Source organism: Arthrobacter sp. Soil_N43, assembly GCF_057655195.1.
On record NZ_JBDGML010000101.1, the window covers coordinates 1 to 18955 of the forward strand.

An 18955-nucleotide genomic window follows, 5' to 3' on the forward strand; every position below is an offset into this window, starting at 1 on the left:
GTCAGTACGGCTGCCGCCCGGACGGGGCATGCCCTGGGACGTCGCGAACGGGTTGTTGCCCGGGCGCGGCGGACGGTCTCCGTCGCCGCCACGGCCGCGGGGCATGCCCTGGGACGTTGCAAACGGGTTGTTGCCGGGACGGGGACCGCCCGGACGGGGAGCCGAGCCACCCTGGCGTGCTGCCGGCGCAGCCGGAGCTTCAGCCTTGGGCGCCGGACGCGCGCCGGGCTTGGCGCCCGTCGACGGAGCGGCGGGGGCAGCCGGCGAGGGAGTTGCGGGCGCTGCGGCTGCGGGAGCAGCAGGTGCTGCAGGCGCGGCCGGAGCTTCAGCCTTGGGAGCCGGAGCCGGAGCGGGTGCCGGTGCCGGGGCGGGTGCCTGGGCCTTCGGGGCAGCCGGACCGGGAGCCGGGGCGGGGCGTGATTCTGCCGCCTTGGCCGGAGCCTTGGGGGCGCTGGCGGGCGCTTCGGTCTTCGAAGCGGCCGCAGCCGGGAAGGCGTTGCGGAGTTTCCGCACAACGGGGGCCTCAATGGTGGAAGAGGCAGAGCGAACGAATTCGCCCAGTTCCTGCAGTTTGGTTACTGCATCTTTGGAAGTAATACCGAGCTCTTTAGCAAGCTCATGTACGCGGACCTTGGCCACATTTCTCCTGTCTCGGTCCGCACCGAGCCAGGCACGAACCGTCTACTTCTTACTGCGGACCTCCGCCGCGAGTGCAGCTGAAAGGTCCATTGCAGAGCGCAACAAAGTTGTCATCGTTGCGCACTCATCGCTGGGAACTCATCGGGTTTCCATCAGTTTTCTGACCCGCTTTCAGGTTGGACGGTTGTTGCTGCGGCCACCGGGGTGTCCACGGCGTGCGTGCCTGCCGTGATCCGGCGTTCGACGGCGGTGGCATCGGTTGCGCCCTTGAGGGCCCTTCCGAATGCACGCCGCTTGACCGCCAGGGCCAGGCACGCTTCGCTGGGGTGCAGCCATGCACCCCTGCCAGCCATCCGGCGTCGTTCATCCACCACGACGGCGGAAGATCCGCCGGCGTCGGAGACGAGCCGGAGTAACTCAGACCGCGACCCTTTGGTCCGGCATCCGATGCAGGTACGTTGCGGCTGATTCCCGAGGTGTTGCACTGCTGCCACTGTCGAGTATCTTCCTGCCTGTACTTATCTGCCTGCCCGGTGCGCAGCCGCTGCCATCTGACAGAAGCCATCTGACGGAAGCCATCTGATGGAGGCGGGCACACACAAGCACACTGATGCCGGCTGCTAGGCACGGTCATGTTCCATTCTAGCCCCTCAAGGCCCCCGGACCCGAAATGCCGGCCGAAACTGCCCGCGGTTAGCGCGGGCAGTTCCGGGTCCGGTTCAGGCGCGGGTGAACTGCGGAAACGTTCGTCTACGCGCGCGGCGCCGCGGCGTCGGACACAATGTCGATCCGCCAGCCGGTCAGCTTCGCCGCCAGCCGGGCATTCTGGCCTTCTTTGCCGATGGCCAGGGACAGCTGGTAGTCCGGCACAACGACGCGGGCGGAACGGGTGGCCTCGTCCGTGATGGTGACGGAATTCACACGCGACGGGGACAGTGCGCTGGCGATGAATGTCGCCGGATCCTCGCTGAAGTCGACGATGTCGATCTTTTCGTCGTTCAGCTCGGTCATGACTGCGCGCACGCGGGAACCCATTTCGCCGATGCAGGCGCCCTTGGCGTTGATGCCGGGGGTATTGGCCTTCACAGCGATCTTGGTGCGGTGCCCGGCTTCGCGGGCGAGCGCGACGATCTCCACCGAGTGGTCTGCGATCTCCGGGACCTCCAGCTCGAAGAGCTTCCGCACGAGGCCCGGGTGCGACCGGGACAGCGTGATGGAGGGGCCCTTGGTGCCGCGGTGCACGTCGATCACATAGGCGCGGAGCCGGTTACCGTGGATGTACTTCTCCCCCGGGACCTGCTCGGGCGGCGGCAGCAGCGCCTCGACCGTTCCCAGGTTGACCTGGATCATGTGCGGGTTGTTGCCCTGCTGGATCAGTCCTGCCACGAGTTCGCCCTCGCGGCCCTTGAATTCGCCCAGGACGTTGTCGTCCTCAACGTCGCGCAGGCGCTGCAGGATGATCTGCCGTGCGGTGCTGGCCGCGATCCGGCCGAAGCCCGCAGGCGTGTCTTCGAACTCTCCGATGGGCACGCCGTCGTCGTCGATTTCCGTGGCCCAGATGGTCACGTGGCCGCTCTTGCGGTCCAGTTCCGCGCGGGCCTTCTCGAAGGCGCCCGGGGACTTGTGGTAGGCAACCAGCAGTGCCTGTTCGATCGTGGGGATGAGGAGATCCAGCGGGATTTCGCGCTCACGCTCCAGGAGTCTTAGTGCGCTCATGTCAATATCCATCAGGCCTCCTCAGAAGGTCCATTGTGCTCATTTTCCAGACCGGCCTCGTCGAGGTGGCTGAACTCAATTTCGACTTTTCCGCTGCGGATCTTGTCGAAAGGAAGTTTTACGGGGTCGCCTTGCCTGGGCTTCATCCCTTTTTTCACGGCAATCTCGGGGACCAGCGTCACGCCCGAATCGTCCACCGACTGGATCCGGCCGGTGACGTTTTCCCCCTGGATCACGTTGACGCTGACCATGCGGCCGCGGGCGCGGTGCCAGTGCCGCGGTTCCTTCAGCGGGCGCCCGACGCCGGGCGAGGAAACCTCGAGGTCGTACGGGCGGCTGTCCATGCTGGGATCGCTGTCCAGGATGTCGGAGAGTTCCTTGGAGATGTCAGATATGACATCAAGGCTGACCCCGCCGGTTTCTTCCTGGGGCAGGTCCACTATCACGTGGACCACGCGGTTGGAGCCTGCGACGTTGATGGCAACATCCTCCAAGTACAGCCTGTGCGCCTGGACCGCGGGCTCAAGCAAAGACCGAAGGCGTTCAGCCTCGGGATTAAGGACAGTCGCGGGTTCAGCCTTTCCCGCGTCGGTCCGGTCTGATGAAGTCGTGGCTTCTGCATTGCTCACGATGCCGGCCGCCTCCCTATAGATGATGTTGTGACTACTAGCGTAACGATTTTCCGGCGGCCTTGGTGCATGGAGTTCTCTTCAGCCGTGACAACATGGTCTGTTGTGAAAGAGGACACCAGAGAAAGCCGCCGGACGGCCAGCTACTTCCGGTATGCCCTCGCGGCCTTCGCCGCGCTCTTGGTCCTCAGCCTTGGTATGACGCTGATTCCGCGGCACTCCCCGGAGGCGCCCACCCCGCCTTTTTCCGAGCAGGCACGGGCATCCGCGCTGGCTGAGACCTTGCGGCTGCGGGGAGCCAGCCAGCAACTCGCGGCAGATTCCTCCGGCGCCCAGCGGCTGATGTACTCACGCACTGTGACATTGCTGACTACGCAGGCGAGGGCGCTGCTGCTTCCCTCCGATGCCCCTTCCTCGGACGATGCCGGCGGAGCCCCAACCGCTGCCCCTGATGCAGGTCCGTCGCCGTCGGCTTCGGGATCTGCCGCCTCCCTTGCCACGGCACCTTCACTGGCGGCCGGGCTGTCCGCCAGCGGCAGACTGCGCCTCACCCACGCGCAAACGGCCGACGGCGGGATGGCGCGGCTGCTGGCAGCCGTCGGTACCGCACAGCTTGTGCAGGCGGTCGCACTCGCCGAGGCTTCCGGGACACCGGTCCCTGCGCTGCCCCCCGCGCCGGCAGGGCCGCGTGCCCTTGCCGCCGCATGCCAGCCGTCAGCTCACCCGGCGCCGTCGTCCGCGCCTGCGGGGCAGGCCGCCGCCACGGTCGCTCCGGTTTCCGCCGAGGGTGCTGCGCCGCCGACAGGTGATGCAAGTGATGCATCCACAACGGCTGCGCTCGGGCGGGTTGTCCGCACGGAGGTGGAGACGGTCTACGGCTACCAGGTGGCGCTGACCCGGCTTGAGGGCCAGGCGGCCGGCCAACTGGCCAGGGACCTGCTGGCCAGGCACGAAGCGCTGGTCGACGAGGCGGAGACCCACAGCCGCGCCTACTGCGCGCCGGTCCCGCCCCGCGAACCCGGATATGCGCTGGATGCGTCGTTCCTGAAGAACCCCGCCACGGGATTGGCCAGCCTGGAAGCCGGCACCCTGCCCGTCTACGGCGATCTTGTGGCCCTGAGTGCCGGCCCCACCAGGCAATGGGCGATCGCATCGCTTCTGGGAGCCGCCCAGCGTGCCGTCCGCTGGGGATCCGACCCCGGCCCCGTCCCCGGACTGGTGCTCGACACCTCCCAGCTTCCCCCCTTGCCGGAAACCGCACCCACGGCGGCTCTCTCGTCCCCGCCGGCGTAATTTCCCGCCGGGCTCTGGCAGCAGGGTGGCGGTGGTGGTTTGCTGGAGCCATGGAGTCAGCGGACATTGCAGGATCTCCCCACGACGGACGGCACGAACACGAGCCGCACAGCAACGACATCGTCCACCGCCTGAACTGGCTTCGCGCCGGCGTCCTCGGCGCGAACGACGGCATCGTGTCGGTAGCCGCAATCGTCGTAGGCGTGGCCGGTGCGACCAGCGACCAGGGCCCCATCCTTGCGGCCGGCGCCGCGGGCTTGGTGGGCGGTGCAGTGTCGATGGCCCTGGGCGAGTACGTGTCTGTCAGCAGCCAACGAGACAGCCAGAAGGACCTGATCGAGAAGGAACGCCGCGAGCTCGCGGAGGAGCCCGAGGACGAGCTGCTCGAACTCACCGCCATTTACCGGAGCAAGGGCCTCAGCGAGGAAACGGCGCAAAACGTGGCCCGGGAACTCACCGAGCACGATGCCCTGGCAGCCCACCTGTCGGCGGAACTGAATATCGACGAGGAGGACATCGTGAGCCCGTGGCATGCCGCATTTGCCTCGGCCGTAGCCTTCACCCTCGGCGCGGCCCTGCCCATGTTGGCGATCCTGCTGCCTCCGGAAGACATCCGCGTTGCCGTCACGTTCGGGGCCGTCCTGGCGGCCCTGGCCCTCACCGGTGCCGTCGGCGCGTGGATCGGTGGCGGATCCAAGGTCCGCGCCGCCACGCGCGTGGTGGTGGGTGGCGGGCTGGCGCTTGCCGCGACGTTCACCATCGGCAACATGCTGGGAGCCAGCGGGATCGTCTAACGGCTGTGCAGCTCCGGCAAACTGTGCAGCCGGCAACTGTGCAGCTCCGGGGCACGCCTGGCCAGCCGGAACGGCCGGCATCGCGGTCAACTACGATGGGGCTGATGAGCCGCACAACTGTCCTTTCCATACCGCCGGATTTTGCGCGCCGATACTCCCGCAGCAGTGCCGGCCGATCGTGGCTGGCTTCCCTCCCCGGGCTGGTGCAAAGCCGGATCGAACAGTGGGATCTCGACGTTGATCTGGAGCCCGGCGCCCTGCCATGGAGCGGCCACGGCGGGATCGTGCTGCCGGTGCTCGCCCAGGGCGCTCCTGCGGCCTTGAAAGTGGCTTTCCCCCACGACGAAGCCCTGGTGGAACGGCATGCTCTGGCTCTCTGGAACGGGCGGGGCGCCGTCCGGCTGCTCGCCTCGGACGCCGGCACGTGTTCGATGCTGCTTGAACGGCTGGATGCGGAACAATCGCTCCAGTCCGCGTCCATGGACGTTGCCGCCGACGTGTGGGGCAGGCTCGTGCGGGAGCTCAGCATTGTTCCGGACGGCCGGGCTCAATGGCGGGAGTTCGTTCACGTCGCCGCACGGGCGGAGCAGTGGAGCGACGATCTGCCCGCCGAATGGGAACAGCTTGGCAGGCCCTTTCCCCGGTGGCTCCTGGAAGCCGCGCTGGAGGTGTGCCAGACCCGCGGTGCCGTGGGACGCCGAACTGGCACCGACGTGCTCGTCAACACGGACTTCCACTTCCTCAATATCCTCGCCAGGCTGGATGGCGCCTCCGGGCACCGGGCCTATGCGGCCATCGATCCGCAGCCCATGGTGGGCGAAGCGGAGTTCGCGGTGGCCCCTGTGCTGTGGAACCGGATACCCGATCTGCCTGCCGCGGACCCGGAAGCGGGCCTGCGGGCCCGGTGCCGGGACTTCAGCATGGCAGCGGGCCTGGATGCGGAAGTGGCCCGCCAGTGGAGCATCGCCCGCGAGGTGGACAATGCCCTGTCCTATGCTTCGAAGCCGGGCCACGGCGGGGATCTCGCGCGGTCCCTGTGGGTTGCCAGCACCCTTGCCGGACGGACATTGGACGGGCTTCCGGCGGCGCACTCGCTGCCCGAGCCGGGCCAGGCCGCCGGGGATTCGCCACCGCCATAGGGCTGGGCACCCGGAATGGTCAGGATTGGCTGCGGCGGACCGTTTCGAGTGCCACCTTCACTGCCTCCACCGCCGTGGCGACGTCGCCGGCGTCGGTGGTCCAGTTGCTCACGGATATCCGCACCACGTCCCTGCCGTGCCAGCGGGAACCGGACATCCACACCGTTCCGTCGGCAATGAGCCGGGCCGCCACGCCGCGGGTGGTGGCGTCGTCGCCGAAGGCCAGCGTGATCTGCGTGAAGCCGACGTCGTTGAGGACTTCCACACCGTCAATCGCTGCCAGCTTCTCCGCCAGCTCTGCGGCACATGTTGCAAGGCGGCGGACCTGTTCGGCCACGCCGTCCCTTCCCAGGGATTTCAGTGCAGCCCACACCGGCACACCCCGGGCCCTGCGGGAAAGCTCCGGCACCTTATGGCTCGGATCACCGCTACCGTCGGCGTCCTGGAGGAGGTAGCTGGCATGCTGCCCCATGGCGCTGCGCAGCGCCTGGGCGTCCCTGACGACGGCGATGCCACAGTCGTACGGGACGTTCAGGCTTTTGTGGGCGTCGGTGGCCCAGGAGTCGGCGCCCTCCACGCCTGCTGTCAGTCCGGCGAGCTCCGGGACGGCCGCGGCCCAGAGCCCGAAGGCTCCGTCCACGTGCACCCAGGCGCCGTGTGCCTTCGACACCGCGACCGCCGTGGCAAAGGGGTCGAAGGCCCCGGAATGCACGTTGCCGGCCTGCAGGCACACCAGTATTGGGGCGGGGCCGGCCCCTTCGATTGGTCCGGAACCTTCGGTTGGCCCGGAACCTGACGCAGAGCGGGCCAGGGCGATGCGGTCCAGGGCACAGTCCAGCTCCGCAGCGTCGATGCGTCCCTGGCTGTCGGCGGGAACCACAGTGGGGCTGCCCATCCCCAGATAGCGCAATGCGAGGTCCACCGTCTCGTGGCGTTCCTCCCCGACAAGGCAGTGGATCCGGGGCGCACCGAAGAGCCCGTCACCGTCCAAGTTCCAGCCGGCGTCCTTCAGCAGCCGCCACCGCGCGGCCGCCAGCCCGGTGAAGTTGGCCATGGTGGCTCCGGTGACGAAGCCGACGTCGGACTCCTCCGGCAGGCCGAGCAGCTGCAGCAGCCAGTTGCCCGCAGCCTCTTCAATGGCCGCAATGGCCGGTGTGGCAAAGCGCATCGCCGAGTTTTGGTCCCAAGAGCTGACAAGCCAGTCCGCCGCCATGGCAGCCGGCAGGGTCCCGCCGATGACCCAGCCGAAAAAGCGTCCTGAAGGCATAGCCATGAGGCCCGGCTCCGCGTGGTTGGCCAGGTAATCCACGACATCTGCCGGTGCCATGCCGGAGGGTTGCAGCTCCCCGTCGAACGCTGCCAGAAGTTCCCGGGCTGCCTGCTGCGGACCCACCCTGCGGTGCGGCTGGCTTTCGAGCCAGCGGATGGCATGCCGGACGGCCGCAGCGAGGGCTTCCTGATACGGCTCCGCACCCGCTGACATAGAGGCATGCTACGCCGCTCCCGGGCGCCTGCGAAGACGTCGCTCAGGCGAAGTTTTCCTGCCAGACGTCGAAGCCGAGCTTGACGATGAGGGCGCCGACCACGGCGAGGAACACCAGACGTACAAAGCGGCTCCCCTGCCGGACCGCAGTGCGTGCCCCCAGGTACCCGCCGGCCATGTTGGCCAGCCCCAGCAGCAGTCCGATTCCCCACAGCAGGGAACCGTGCGGCAGGAAGAACAGCAGCGCGCCGGCGTTGGTGGCCATGTTCACGATTTTGGCCTTGGCACTTGCCTCAAGGAATGCGTACCCCATCGCCGACACCAAGGCGATGACCAGGAATGAACCCGTGCCGGGACCGATCAGGCCGTCGTAAAAGCCGATCACGGCCCCGATGGTGCAGGCCACCACATAGTGAGTCCCGCCGTCGTGCCTGAGAACGGTCAGGTGACCGGCGTCAGGCTTGAGCGCCGTAAACAGCGCGACGGCGACCAGCGCCACGACAATGATGGGCTTGAACACCTCCGCCGGCAGCCGGGCCGCCAGCAAGGCGCCGCCGAAGCTGCCAGCCAGGGCTATGGCCGCCATGGGCAGTGCGGTCCGCAGGTCCGGCCGGACCCGCCCGTAGTAGGTGACGGCGCTGGTGGTGGTGCCGAAGATGGAGCCCATCTTGTTCGTGGCCAGTGCCTGCACCGGAGTGATGCCCGGTACGAGCAACAGCGCCGGAAGCTGCAGCAGGCCTCCGCCGCCCACGACGGCGTCCACCCACCCTGCGGCGAAGCCCGCCACCACTATCAGGATGATGGTGGCGAGCTGGATCGATTCGAAACCCGAAAGCACCCTGGGGACTGCGGGGTGTCAGTTGCTGCGGACGGCGTTGACCACGAAGTCAACTGCCTTGTCCACTGCCACGTTTTCCGCTTCGCCGCTGCGGCGGTCCTTGATCTCGACGACGCCGTCCACGAGTCCCTTGCCGACGGCCAGGATGGTGGGCACGCCGATGAGTTCGGCGTCGCCGAACTTTACGCCCGGGGACACCTTGGGACGGTCGTCGTAGATGACGTCGAGGCCGGCGGCTTCGAGCTCGAGGGCGAGCTGTTCCGCCGCGGCGAAGATCTCCTCGCCGCGTCCAACGGCCACGACGTGGACATCGGACGGCGCCACAGAGCGGGGCCAGACCAGGCCCTTGGCGTCGTGGTTGGATTCGGCCAGGGCAGCCACCGCACGGGTCACGCCCACGCCGTAGGAGCCCATGGTGACCACGACCTGCTTGCCGTTCTGATCCAGGACCTTCAGCTCCAGGGCCTCGGCGTATTTGCGGCCGAGCTGGAAGATGTGACCCATTTCGATGCCGCGTGCCGTTTCGAGCGGGCCGGATCCATCCGGCGCTTCGTCGCCGGCACGCACTTCGGTGCACTCAATGATGCCGTCCCAGCCGAAGTCGCGGCCTGCCACGAGGCCGAAGACGTGCTTGCCGGCCATGTTGGCGCCGGTCACCCATGCGGTGCCGCTGACGACGCGGGGGTCCACGAGGTAGAGGAGCTTGGAGGCGCCCTCCAGGCCGAGGAGCGGCGAAGCCAGCGACATTCCCGGGCCGAGGTATCCCCGGACGATGAGGGGATTCTTGGCGAGGTCCTCGTCCCCTGCGGCTTCGACGGTGATTTCCCCGGCGACGGGCAGGTAGGCGCCGATGTTGGCCTCGACGCGCTTGAGGTCAATACCCCGGTCACCCGGCACACCGATGACCACGATCTGGCGCTCACCGGTGGGCAGGGTGACGGCGAGGACAACGTTCTTCAGCGTGTCTGCGGCCGTCCACGCACCGCCGTCGGACTCGCTCCGCGGAACGAGTTCGTTGGCTGCCGTGACGAGGGTCTCGATCGTGGGGGTGTTCGGGGTGTCCTTTATTTCGGCTGCCGGGGCGTCCGTGAAGTCGATCTCGGCCGGAACGACGGTGGTCACGGCCTCGACGTTGGCCGCATAGCCTCCGGCGGAACGCACAAAGGTGTCCTCGCCGATCTCCGTGGGGTGCAGGAATTCCTCGCTCCTGGAGCCGCCCATGGCGCCTGCCGTGGCAGCGACCGGAATGACTTCCAGGCCGAGCCGTTCGAAGATCTTCAGGTAGGCGGCGCGGTGCGCGTTGTAGCTGGCGTCCAGCCCGGCGTCGTCCACGTCGAAGGAGTACGAGTCCTTCATGATGAACTCGCGGCCGCGCAGCAGGCCCGCACGCGGGCGCGCTTCGTCGCGGTACTTGTTCTGGATCTGGTAGATGCTCAGCGGCAGGTCCTTGTACGAGGAGTACAGGTCCTTGACCAGCAGCGTAAACATTTCCTCGTGCGTGGGGGCGAGCAGGTAGTCACCGCCCTTCCGGTCCTTGAGCCGGAAAATGCCCTCGCCGTACTCGGTCCAGCGGTTCGTGGCCTCGTAGGGCTCCTTGGGGAGCAGTGCCGGGAAGTGGACTTCCTGGGCGCCGATGGCCGCCATCTCTTCGCGGATCACCTGCTCCACCTTGCGCAGGACGCTCAAACCCAGCGGCAGCCACGTATAGATGCCCGGCGCTGCCCTGCGGATGTAGCCGGCACGGACCAGGAGCCGGTGGCTCGCTACCTCGGCGTCGGCGGGATCTTCGCGCAGGGTGCGCAGGAACAGCTTGGAAAGTCGAAGGACCACGGGTAGGTATCCGTTTCTGGGGGAGTGCTGAAATGTCTGGGTACTAATCTACCGGCAAGGCAGCGCCCCCTGCTTCCGCGGGGCTTGCTCCACGGGGGCCGCAACAGAAGAGCCACGCCCCACAGCAGAAGCCCCTGGCCGTCTCCGGCTGGTCATCCCCTGTGCTGGCGTGGCTCCACGGCCGGTCATGCCGTTAATTCTCTGAGACCATCCCGCACCCGCGAAGGCACGGTTACGTAGAACCTATGTGATGGCAGTCACCGAATTCAAATTCCGGTTTCGTGTCCAGCTGATTGGGCCGGCTACTTCACCAGGGCTGCTGCCGAGTCCAAGAGTTTTCCGGTCCTTGAGACGGCGTCCTCCTCGCTGGCGCCGCCTGCGGAGAGCACAGTGATCAGGACGCCGCCCTGCACGGCCTGCGCTGTGATCATCGACTGCTTTTGCCCGTCCGGCAGGGCGGTGTCAGTCCGGTAAGCCATTGTTCCCGACACCGAGCCGATTCCGCTGAGCTTGGTAAGCGTCACTGAAACCTTCATGCCGGACATGGTCATCGACATTTTTGCGCACTTGCTCAGCTCCGCCGACTCGGCAACGCCCTTCTGGAGAAATGCGGCGTCCAGGCCCGAGGTCAGGCTGACGGCCGTCGATGCACCCGTCGCGGCATCGAGGCTGGTACCCATGGCGGCCGCAGCACCCTCAACCGACGGCGCAGCCCCTGCCACCGCCAGTTCCCGGCATGCCGCAGGTTCCACAGCTATTGAGGCCATCATGGTCTGGGCCTGTTCCAGGCTTCCAGAGAGGTCGGCAGTGGACATCACAGAAAATTTCTTGCCGCCGGCGTCCCGCAGTTGGCCCACGAGGGCTGCCAGTTCCGTGCTTGTGTATTTTTGGGCCGGAGTCACACGGGGAGTTGGCGTCGGCGCTGGGGCGGAACTGGCCGCGGTAGCGGAACTGGACGCGGTAGCAGAGCCGGACGCGGTGGCGTCGGAGCCCGTGCCGGGTTCTGATGTGCTTGCCGGTCCGCTGCAGGCTGACAGTCCGGCAACGAGGAGTGCAGAGGTCCCTAAAACGCGCAGGGCTGACGCCAACATACTTCCCCCAAATGAAAGATTGTGTGTGCCGGCAGGCGCCCGCTAGAAGAGAACAGTAGCGAACGTTCCCACTTGGCGGAAGCCCACGCGCTCGTACGTTGCGCGGGCCCGCGAGTTGTAATCGTTGACATAAAGGCTGGTGATCGGAGCCATTTTCTGGGCCAGCAGCACCACGGCCGCCATGTAACCTGCGCTGAGCCCAAGTCCGCGGTAGCTGGGGTTCATCCACACGCCCTGCACCTGGGTGACGTCGGAAGTCACGGCGCCGAGTTCGGCCTTGAACACCACTTCGCCGCCCTTCACGTGCACCAGGGAGTGGCCCTGGTGGATCAGACCCGCGACGCGGCGGCTGTAGAAGTCGCGTCCGCCGAGGTAGGGCGAATAGCCCACCTCCTCCTCAAACATGGCGGCGCAGGCGGGGAGGATGGTGTCGAAGTCGGCGTCCTGTCCAAAGCCCAGGTGCCAGTTGGGCTCGACGGCGGGAGGGCCGGCAATGGTCATCAGGGGCTGGTCAGCCCGCACTTCGTGGGCGACATGCCCCAGATTCTCCAGCTCGCCGTGCAGCGCCAGCACGGTGGGGGCGGGACCAAAGATGGACGCATATCTGCGGCCTGAACGGTGGGCGGCCGCGGCCACAGCCCCGGTCAGCGCGGGGGCAAGCTGCACGGGGACGAGGTTGGCGCCAGCCCAGCAGGCGCCAACCATTGCATCGCCGTCGAAAACGCCCAGGACATTGGCGCCTCCGGGGGTCGGGGCAGCCGTCCCCGTTGATTCCAGATGCGACAGGATGAAGACGTTCGCCACGGGATCGGCCCCGGCCAGCTCGCGCAGCCCGGCTGTATCCGCGGCGCCGAGTGTCCGGACGGTTACACCGTCCGGAGCGGCACCGTCCCTATGAGACGCTAACCACGGGGCTACCCTTGACAGCATCTTCGCCATCGGTCTCCCCCATCTCTTCCGCGATACGCATGGCCTCTTCGATCAGTGTCTCAACAATTTGGCTCTCAGGGACAGTCTTGATGACCTCGCCCTTCACGAATATCTGGCCCTTGCCGTTGCCGGAGGCGACTCCAAGGTCCGCTTCGCGCGCTTCGCCGGGCCCGTTGACCACGCAGCCCATGACCGCAACGCGCAGCGGGATCTCCATGCCTTCCAGCCCGGCGGTGACCTGTTCGGCCAGGGTGTAGACATCCACCTGGGCGCGCCCGCAGGACGGGCAGGACACAATTTCGAGTTTGCGCGGACGCAGGTTCAGCGACTGCAGGATCTGGTTCCCCACCTTGATCTCCTCGACCGGCGGCGCGGAGAGGGACACACGGATGGTGTCGCCGATACCCCGCGACAGCAGGGCGCCAAAGGCGGTGGCGGACTTGATGGTGCCTTGGAAAGCGGGGCCCGCCTCGGTCACGCCCAGGTGCAGGGGCCAGTCCCCTTTTTCGGCGAGCATCTCGTACGCCGCCACCATGACGACGGGGTCGTTGTGCTTGACGGAGATCTTGAAGTCGTGGAAGCCGTGTTCCTCGAACAGGGAGGCCTCCCAGACGGCCGATTCAACCAGTGCTTCCGGCGTGGCTTTTCCGTATTTTTTCAGGATGCCTGGCTCCAGCGAACCGGCGTTGACGCCGATGCGGATCGAGGTGCCGTGGTCCTTGGCCGCCCTGGCGATCTCCTTGACCTGGTCATCGAACTTGCGGATGTTGCCGGGGTTGACGCGCACTGCGGCACAGCCGGCCTCGATGGCCGCGAAGACGTACTTTGGCTGGAAGTGGATGTCGGCGATGACCGGGATCTGTGACTTCCGCGCGATGATCGGAAGGGCCTCGGCGTCATCCGCTGACGGGCAGGCCACGCGGACGATGTCGCAGCCGGAGGCGGTCAGCTCAGCGATCTGCTGCAGGGTGGCGTTGATGTCCGTGGTGGGAGTGGTGGTCATCGACTGCACGCTGATGGGCGAATCGGAACCGACGCCCACCGAGCCGACTTTGATCTGCCGCGTCTTGCGGCGCGGAGCAAGGACGGGAGGCGGTGCGGATGGCATTCCCAGGCTGACCGAGGTCACGTGGACTCCTATGTAATCGAGATATCGAGAGTGTGTAGTGGTGCGGGCTAGGCGTGGTCAGCGAGAAGGCCGGTCACGGGAACCCATTCCGTGGTGCGGGTGCCGGAGATGACGCCGGCGGAGGCGAACGGGTCCTGCTTGAGGATGTCATTCAGGGCGTTCTCGTCGGCGGCCTTGAAGATCAGCAGGGCCCCGGCGCCATCACCGTAGGGTCCGCTGGCGAGGAGAACCCCGTCCTCCGCCAGTGCCGCAGTCCATTCGCGGTGCGAGGGGCGGCTGGCGCTGCGGGCTTCGGAGGATTCGGCGTCGTACACGTACTCAACAGCAAAAACAGTCATACAGATACCCTATCCCGCGGCTGCCCTAGCCGAGGAGCACCACCTTTGTGAAGGCCGCGATGCCTGCAGCCCACAGCATGGAGGACAACGTGCCAATGATGAACCGTTCGGCAGCAACCGGGGTCTCCTTGAGTTCGGCAAAGCGTCCCAGGCCCTTGATGGCCACCACATAGGCAATGGCCACAGGCTGTCCGGTAAGGATGGCTAGGCACACGGCCAGCCGCTCCAGCACGCCAATGATTGCCCCGCCCCGAAGGATCCTCGTGGCGGGCTGTTCGGCCGGCGCTGTCCCCGGCACCGTAATATCACCATTCACGGAGTTGCCATGCCCGGCGGGGCTTTCACGGTCCACGGTGACATCGGCCGAGGGGTCGTCGGCGCTGCCGGCAGGACCCGCGGCGGCGTCGGCTTTGTCATCGATCGTGCGTGCGAGCCTGAACACGAGGGCGGTCACCGGCCAGCCGACGAAACCTGCCGTCAGCAGGGACAATGCGATCCAGAGTGCGTTCACCGTTCTCCTCGGGTGCGTGCTTCCGGGCCGGATGCTTCCAGGATCAGCCCATGCGCGGTGGCCAGCAGCATTTCCGCTGCGGGTCTCGCCGCCCATTCTTCCTGCCATCCGGACCTGATGATGGCCCGGCTCACCGACTGTTCGCTGATTCCCAGTTCCTGCGCCACCTGCTTCTGCTGTCCGTGCCGGCCGGGATCACGCCCGTTCCGGGCACGCAGCGCGTCCACTACGCGCCATTGCGCCTCGGTGCGCTCACGGACCAGCCGCCCCACCAGCCGCAGGACGGCTTCGGCGTTGGCGCACGCCCTGACACCGGCCTCCCCCGTCCCGGCTTCAGCTGCCCCGCGCCGGACACCGCCTGACATGACCGCCAGCGGAACATGGCTGGCGGCAGCCTTGGCCCGGTCGACTGCCTGCCGCGCCGCGACGAAGGCAGCCCCTGATCCTTCCCGCGGGCTTGCGGGCAGCGGCTCATTGACATGCCCGATGCCGATGCCCACATACCAGAGGCCGCTGCGGAGCGCGTGGAGGGCCACGTCCACCACCTCCGCCGGTTCCGCCAGGACGCCCTGGACCTCATCGCCCACCGAGCGTTCAAACGTTCCGGCTGTCCGGGGCAGACCGTCAAGCAGCTCGGGCACGCGATCCATGTCGGCGCTGCTGCCGCGCTGGTCAATGGTCAGAACGTACATGACTCAACCGTAAACGGCTTATCGATCAATATCAATCACTATCGGGCGATTAATCAAAATCAGCCGAAAAGAGCTGATAGGCAGTCATCAGTTGGTAAGGGCTTATCCGAAGAGATTGACGGGCTTAACGATGTCCGCGTAGATGAGCAGCGCACCCATGCCCATCAGCAGCGCGGCCACCACGTACGTCACGGGAAGCAGTTTGGCGATATCGAAGGCGCCGGGATCGGGTTTGCCGAAGAGCTTGGCGACGCGCCGCCGGGCCCCTTCGTACAGCGCCCCCGCCACGTGTCCGCCGTCGAGCGGCAGCAGCGGCACCAGGTTGAAGACCGCCAGCGCGAAATTCAGGCCGGCGAGCAAGCCCACGAGGGCGCCAATTCTGGATTGCACCGGCACCTGCTCCATCGCCGCAACCTCGCCGGCCACACGGCCGACTCCGACCACGCTGATGGGACCGTTCGGATCCCGCGGCTCTTCACTGAAGGCGGCCTTTGCCACCCCGGCCACCCTCGCGGGGAGATTGAGTATGACGCCGGCAATCTGGCTGATGTTCTCCCCCGCCATGGGCAGGACGGACGACGCCGGCTGGGCAACCAGGGCGGTCTGCGCACCGACACCGAGGAAGCCGACGTCCTGGTACAGGAGCTTGCCCTGGTCATCCTTTGCCTGCCGGCCGTCGGCCCCGATGACCGGCCGCGCCGACAGCACCGGCGTAACGGTGGTCGCAACCCGGGTGCCGTTCCGCTCCACGGTGATGCTGACCTCCCGTCCGGCGGACGCACGGATCCAGCTGGTGAGTTCATCCCAGCTGGTCACGGCCTTGCCGTCGAAGGAGGTGACGACGTCGTTGGGCTTGAGGCCGGCGGAGGCGGCCGGCGTCAGCTTGCAGTCGGCGGAGTCCGGATCGACAGTCTCTCCGGCCTTGACCTGGCATTTGGAGACGTCGGCGATGGTCGTGGTCGGGGTGGCGATGCCGAACCCCATCAGCAGCACCGCGGTGAGCACCACGCCGATCAGCAGGTTCATCGCGGGCCCGCCCAGCATCACAACGATCTTCTTCCAGACCGGAAGCCGGTAGAACACCCGGTTTTCGTCTCCCGGACCCACCTCTTCGTGGGCCATGGAACGGGCCTCGCTGGCCAGGGTCTGGAACATTCCCGTGCTGGAGGGCCGCACGGTGCCGTCGTCTTTGTTGGGCGGGTACATGCCGATCATCGACACGAAACCGCCCAGCGGAAGGGCTTTGAAGCCGTATTCGGTCTCACCCTTCTTTTTCGACCAGAGGGTGGGGCCGAAGCCGATCATGTACTTGGTGACGCGCACCTTGAACAGCTTGGCGGGAAGCAGGTGCCCCACCTCGTGGAGGGCAATGGAAACCGCGATGCCGATGGCAACAAAGACGACACCGAGGATGAAGAGGATAACGGGGCTCATGCTTCGATCTGCTGCTTCCTAGAGACTGCTCACTGCTAAACGTTCGTGGGTACGCGCTCGTGCCCACCTTTCAGCATCCAGCACGGATTCGACCGTCAGCCGGGAAGAACCCGGATGTTCGCTGAGGACAGCTTCGATGGTATCGACAATGTCTGTGAACCGGATGCGGCCATCGTGGAAGGCCATCACGGCCTCTTCATTGGCCGCGTTGAAAACGGCAGGGTAGGTGCTCCCCTGCTTCGCGGCGGCCTTCGCCAGCCCGACGGCGGGAAACGCTCCCGCGTCCAGTGGCTCGAACGTCCAGCTGGTGGCCTGGGTCCAGTCGCAGGCCGTGGCCGCGCCCGGAACCCGGTCCGGCCAGCCCAGGCCAAGGGCGATGGGCAGGCGCATGTCGGGGGGCGAGGCCTGGGCGATGATGGAGCCGTCCACGAACTGCACCATGGAATGGACCACGGACTGCGGGTGGACCACGACGTCGATGCGGTCCAGCGGCATGTCGAACAGCAGGTGAGCCTCGATCACTTCCAGCCCCTTGTTGACCAGGCTGGCGGAGTTGGTGGTGACCATCAGGCCCATGTCCCAGGTGGGGTGGGCCAGGGCTTCCTCCGGGGTGACGTCCGCCAGCTGTTCCCGGGTGCGGCCGCGGAACGGGCCACCGGACGCGGTGAGGATGAGCCGGTCCACCTCGGCGGCGGAGCCCGAGCGCAGGCACTGGGCAATAGCCGAGTGCTCGGAGTCCACCGGCACGATCTGGCCGTCCGCGGCGGCGGCCTTGACGAGCGAGCCGCCCACAATCAGGGACTCCTTGTTGGCCAGCGCGAGCGTGGCGCCGGTCCCGAGGGCGGCCAGCGTCGGCGCCAGCCCGATGGAACCGGTGATGCCGTTGAGCACGACGTCGGCGTCCACAGCCGCGATCCTGGTGGAGGCGTCCGGGCCGGCAATGATGTCCGGCCGGTAGGACGTGAGACCTGCTGCCCGGGCGGCGTCGTCGATCAACTGCTGGAGGCGGCCAGGGTCACCGGACGCGATCCCCACTGCCAGTGCCCTCGTGTGGACCGCCTGCCGTGCCAGGAGTTCCAGATTGCCGCCTCCGGCGCTGAGCGCCACCACCTCGAAGAGGTGCGGGGCGCCGTCGACGACGTCAATCGCCTGGGTGCCGATGGAACCGGTTGATCCGAGGAGGACGATTCTGCGCGGCTGGCCCGCTGCTGAACGGCTGGCTGAACGGCTGTCGCCCGAAGTCTGCATGGCTTAAGTATCCCGCACCGCTGGCCGCGGCCGGATCCCGCCGCGGTCACCTTCACCGGGGCGGCAGTACGCGGACGCCAGGCTCACACGCGTTAGGTAGACTACAGCCAAACACAGAGTTCCCAGCCGAGGAGCAGCCCATGAAGCGCAAGGCCACAGCACTGGACGTCGCGAAGCTGGCGGGCGTCTCACGCAGCGCCGTGTCCCTCGTGCTTAACGGCCGGGGTGACGGCAACGTTGCCCTCGAGAGCCAGCAGCGCATCCGCGAAGCGGCCGCCGCGCTCAACTACTCGCCGAACCAGATTGCCTTGAGCCTGCGCAACCGGCAGTCGCGGATTATCGGGATCGTGTCGGACCAGGTGGTCACCAGCCCGTTCGACGGCAACATCATCGCCGGCGCGGACGCCGTGGCCCGGTCGCACGGCTTTGTCACCGTAGTGATGGACACGGAGCTGGACGCGTCCCGGGACGAGGGCGCCGTGGAAACCCTGCTGGACCGGCAAGTGGACGGGCTGATGTACGTGACCGTCGGCCTGCGTCCCCTGCACGTGCCGCCGAACATGGCCCGGGTCCCCTCGATCCTGGCCAACTGCTTCGATGACCGCCCCGATGCCGGCCTTCCCTCGGTCATTCCGGACGAGGTCAGGGGCGGACGGGAAGCCGCCGAGCACGTGATGGCCCTCGGCCACCGCGACATTGCCTTCCTCGCCGGCGACTCCCTGACCCCCGCGGCGCCCCGGCGGATCGAGGGCTACCGCGACGCATTCAAGGGCGCGGGCCTGCCGGTGAATGAGGACCGGGTGCTCCAGGTGGGCTGGGACATCGACGCCGGTTTCCACGGCGCCATGAAGCTCCTCGACGGCGTCGAAGCGTCCACCCGCCCCACGGCGATCCTGTGCGCCAACGACCGCCTCGCCATCGGCGTCGTGCTGGCCTGCTACCGGCTGGGGCTGAACGTCCCGCAGGACGTGTCCGTCATGGGATACGACGACGAATTCCGGGTCGCCAAAGCCATGGTCCCGGCGCTCAGCACCATGGCCCTTCCGCTCCGGGAGATGGGCGCGGCGGCCATGACCGCGCTGCTCGCCGAGGTGGAAGCGGCGCCGCACTTAAAGAACGAGAACGACGGCGGCACCGGCGCTGAAGCCCTGGTCCCCTGCCGCCTGGTGGTCCGGGATTCCACCGGCCCCGTCCCGGCCGGGCGCTAACGCCGGGCCGGGG

The 18955-nt window shown here is 67.1% G+C and carries 19 protein-coding genes; 4 read left to right on the plus strand and 15 right to left on the minus strand.

Translation table 11 applies throughout. The annotated features are described in order from the left end of the window. The 4 genes from AC3A3W_RS13530 to AC3A3W_RS13545 all read right to left on the minus strand — a co-directional run. Positions 1 to 639: translation initiation factor IF-2 N-terminal domain-containing protein (locus AC3A3W_RS13530; RefSeq protein ID WP_487443555.1), on the minus strand; the 639-nt coding region annotated here is incomplete at its 3' end. Between the two features lie 152 nt (positions 640 to 791). After that, entirely contained in the window at positions 792 to 1133 is a 342-nt protein-coding gene (locus AC3A3W_RS13535; protein WP_487443556.1) for a YlxR family protein, read from the minus strand. A 256-nt stretch (positions 1134 to 1389) separates the two neighbouring features. After that, positions 1390 to 2367 (minus strand): transcription termination factor NusA, encoded by a 978-nt coding sequence (gene nusA / locus AC3A3W_RS13540; protein WP_487443557.1) that lies wholly within the window; start codon positions 2365 to 2367, stop codon positions 1390 to 1392. Then, positions 2367 to 2984 (minus strand): ribosome maturation factor RimP, encoded by a 618-nt coding sequence (locus AC3A3W_RS13545; RefSeq protein ID WP_487443558.1) that lies wholly within the window; start codon positions 2982 to 2984, stop codon positions 2367 to 2369. Before AC3A3W_RS13545 ends, nusA begins: the two co-directional genes overlap by 1 nt. Positions 2985 to 3071: 87 nt before the next feature. Here AC3A3W_RS13545 and AC3A3W_RS13550 point away from each other — a divergent pair, with 87 nt between their 5' ends. The 3 genes from AC3A3W_RS13550 (at position 3072) to AC3A3W_RS13560 (ending at position 6210) form a co-directional block, all read left to right on the plus strand. Then, positions 3072 to 4277 carry a DUF4439 domain-containing protein gene (locus AC3A3W_RS13550; RefSeq protein ID WP_487443559.1) on the plus strand — a complete coding sequence of 402 codons (1206 nt, stop codon included), beginning with the start codon at positions 3072 to 3074 and terminating at the stop codon, positions 4275 to 4277. 50 nt (positions 4278 to 4327) lie between these two features. Continuing rightward, on the plus strand, positions 4328 to 5071 hold the full coding sequence (locus AC3A3W_RS13555; protein ID WP_487443560.1) for a VIT1/CCC1 transporter family protein: 744 nt from the start codon (positions 4328 to 4330) through the stop codon (positions 5069 to 5071). Positions 5072 to 5175: 104 nt separating this feature from the next. Further along, on the plus strand, positions 5176 to 6210 hold the full coding sequence (locus tag AC3A3W_RS13560) for an aminoglycoside phosphotransferase family protein (protein WP_487443561.1): 1035 nt from the start codon (positions 5176 to 5178) through the stop codon (positions 6208 to 6210). A 19-nt stretch (positions 6211 to 6229) separates the two neighbouring features. On the opposite strand, the gene AC3A3W_RS13565 is transcribed toward AC3A3W_RS13560, so the two are convergent. The 11 genes from AC3A3W_RS13565 to dxr all read right to left on the minus strand — a co-directional run bounded on the left by AC3A3W_RS13565 (position 6230) and on the right by dxr (position 17734). After that, positions 6230 to 7693 (minus strand): pyridoxal phosphate-dependent decarboxylase family protein, encoded by a 1464-nt coding sequence (locus tag AC3A3W_RS13565; RefSeq protein WP_487443562.1) that lies wholly within the window; start codon positions 7691 to 7693, stop codon positions 6230 to 6232. A gap of 43 nt (positions 7694 to 7736) precedes the next feature. Continuing rightward, complete coding sequence (locus AC3A3W_RS13570) at positions 7737 to 8531, minus strand: sulfite exporter TauE/SafE family protein (RefSeq protein WP_309988548.1); 795 nt, start codon at positions 8529 to 8531, stop codon at positions 7737 to 7739. Positions 8532 to 8549: 18 nt separating this feature from the next. Next, entirely contained in the window at positions 8550 to 10361 is a 1812-nt protein-coding gene (locus tag AC3A3W_RS13575) for a proline--tRNA ligase (RefSeq protein WP_487443563.1), read from the minus strand. Between the two features lie 302 nt (positions 10362 to 10663). Beyond that, positions 10664 to 11263 (minus strand): hypothetical protein, encoded by a 600-nt coding sequence (locus tag AC3A3W_RS13580; protein ID WP_487443564.1) that lies wholly within the window; start codon positions 11261 to 11263, stop codon positions 10664 to 10666. Positions 11264 to 11494: 231 nt separating this feature from the next. Continuing rightward, positions 11495 to 12382 (minus strand): GNAT family N-acetyltransferase, encoded by an 888-nt coding sequence (locus AC3A3W_RS13585; RefSeq protein ID WP_487443593.1) that lies wholly within the window; start codon positions 12380 to 12382, stop codon positions 11495 to 11497. Continuing rightward, positions 12345 to 13511 carry a flavodoxin-dependent (E)-4-hydroxy-3-methylbut-2-enyl-diphosphate synthase gene (ispG, locus tag AC3A3W_RS13590; protein WP_205654503.1) on the minus strand — a complete coding sequence of 389 codons (1167 nt, stop codon included), beginning with the start codon at positions 13509 to 13511 and terminating at the stop codon, positions 12345 to 12347. The genes AC3A3W_RS13585 and ispG overlap by 38 nt, the downstream gene beginning before the upstream one ends. Before the next feature lie 47 nt (positions 13512 to 13558). Further along, positions 13559 to 13849: a YciI family protein gene (locus AC3A3W_RS13595; RefSeq protein WP_487443565.1), complete on the minus strand. Its 291-nt coding sequence runs from the start codon at positions 13847 to 13849 to the stop codon at positions 13559 to 13561. Positions 13850 to 13874: 25 nt separating this feature from the next. Further along, entirely contained in the window at positions 13875 to 14360 is a 486-nt protein-coding gene (locus tag AC3A3W_RS13600) for a hypothetical protein (protein ID WP_487443566.1), read from the minus strand. Then, positions 14357 to 15052 (minus strand): MarR family transcriptional regulator, encoded by a 696-nt coding sequence (locus tag AC3A3W_RS13605; RefSeq protein ID WP_487443567.1) that lies wholly within the window; start codon positions 15050 to 15052, stop codon positions 14357 to 14359. The genes AC3A3W_RS13600 and AC3A3W_RS13605 overlap by 4 nt, the downstream gene beginning before the upstream one ends. Before the next feature lie 102 nt (positions 15053 to 15154). Then, complete coding sequence (locus tag AC3A3W_RS13610) at positions 15155 to 16486, minus strand: M50 family metallopeptidase (RefSeq protein ID WP_487443568.1); 1332 nt, start codon at positions 16484 to 16486, stop codon at positions 15155 to 15157. An 18-nt stretch (positions 16487 to 16504) separates the two neighbouring features. After that, entirely contained in the window at positions 16505 to 17734 is a 1230-nt protein-coding gene (gene dxr, locus AC3A3W_RS13615) for a 1-deoxy-D-xylulose-5-phosphate reductoisomerase (protein WP_487443569.1), read from the minus strand. A gap of 140 nt (positions 17735 to 17874) precedes the next feature. On the opposite strand from dxr, the gene AC3A3W_RS13620 reads away from it, so the two are divergent. Next, a complete protein-coding gene (locus tag AC3A3W_RS13620; protein ID WP_487443570.1) occupies positions 17875 to 18942 on the plus strand; it encodes a LacI family DNA-binding transcriptional regulator in 1068 nt (355 codons plus the stop codon). The last annotated feature ends 13 nt before the right edge of the window (positions 18943 to 18955 follow it).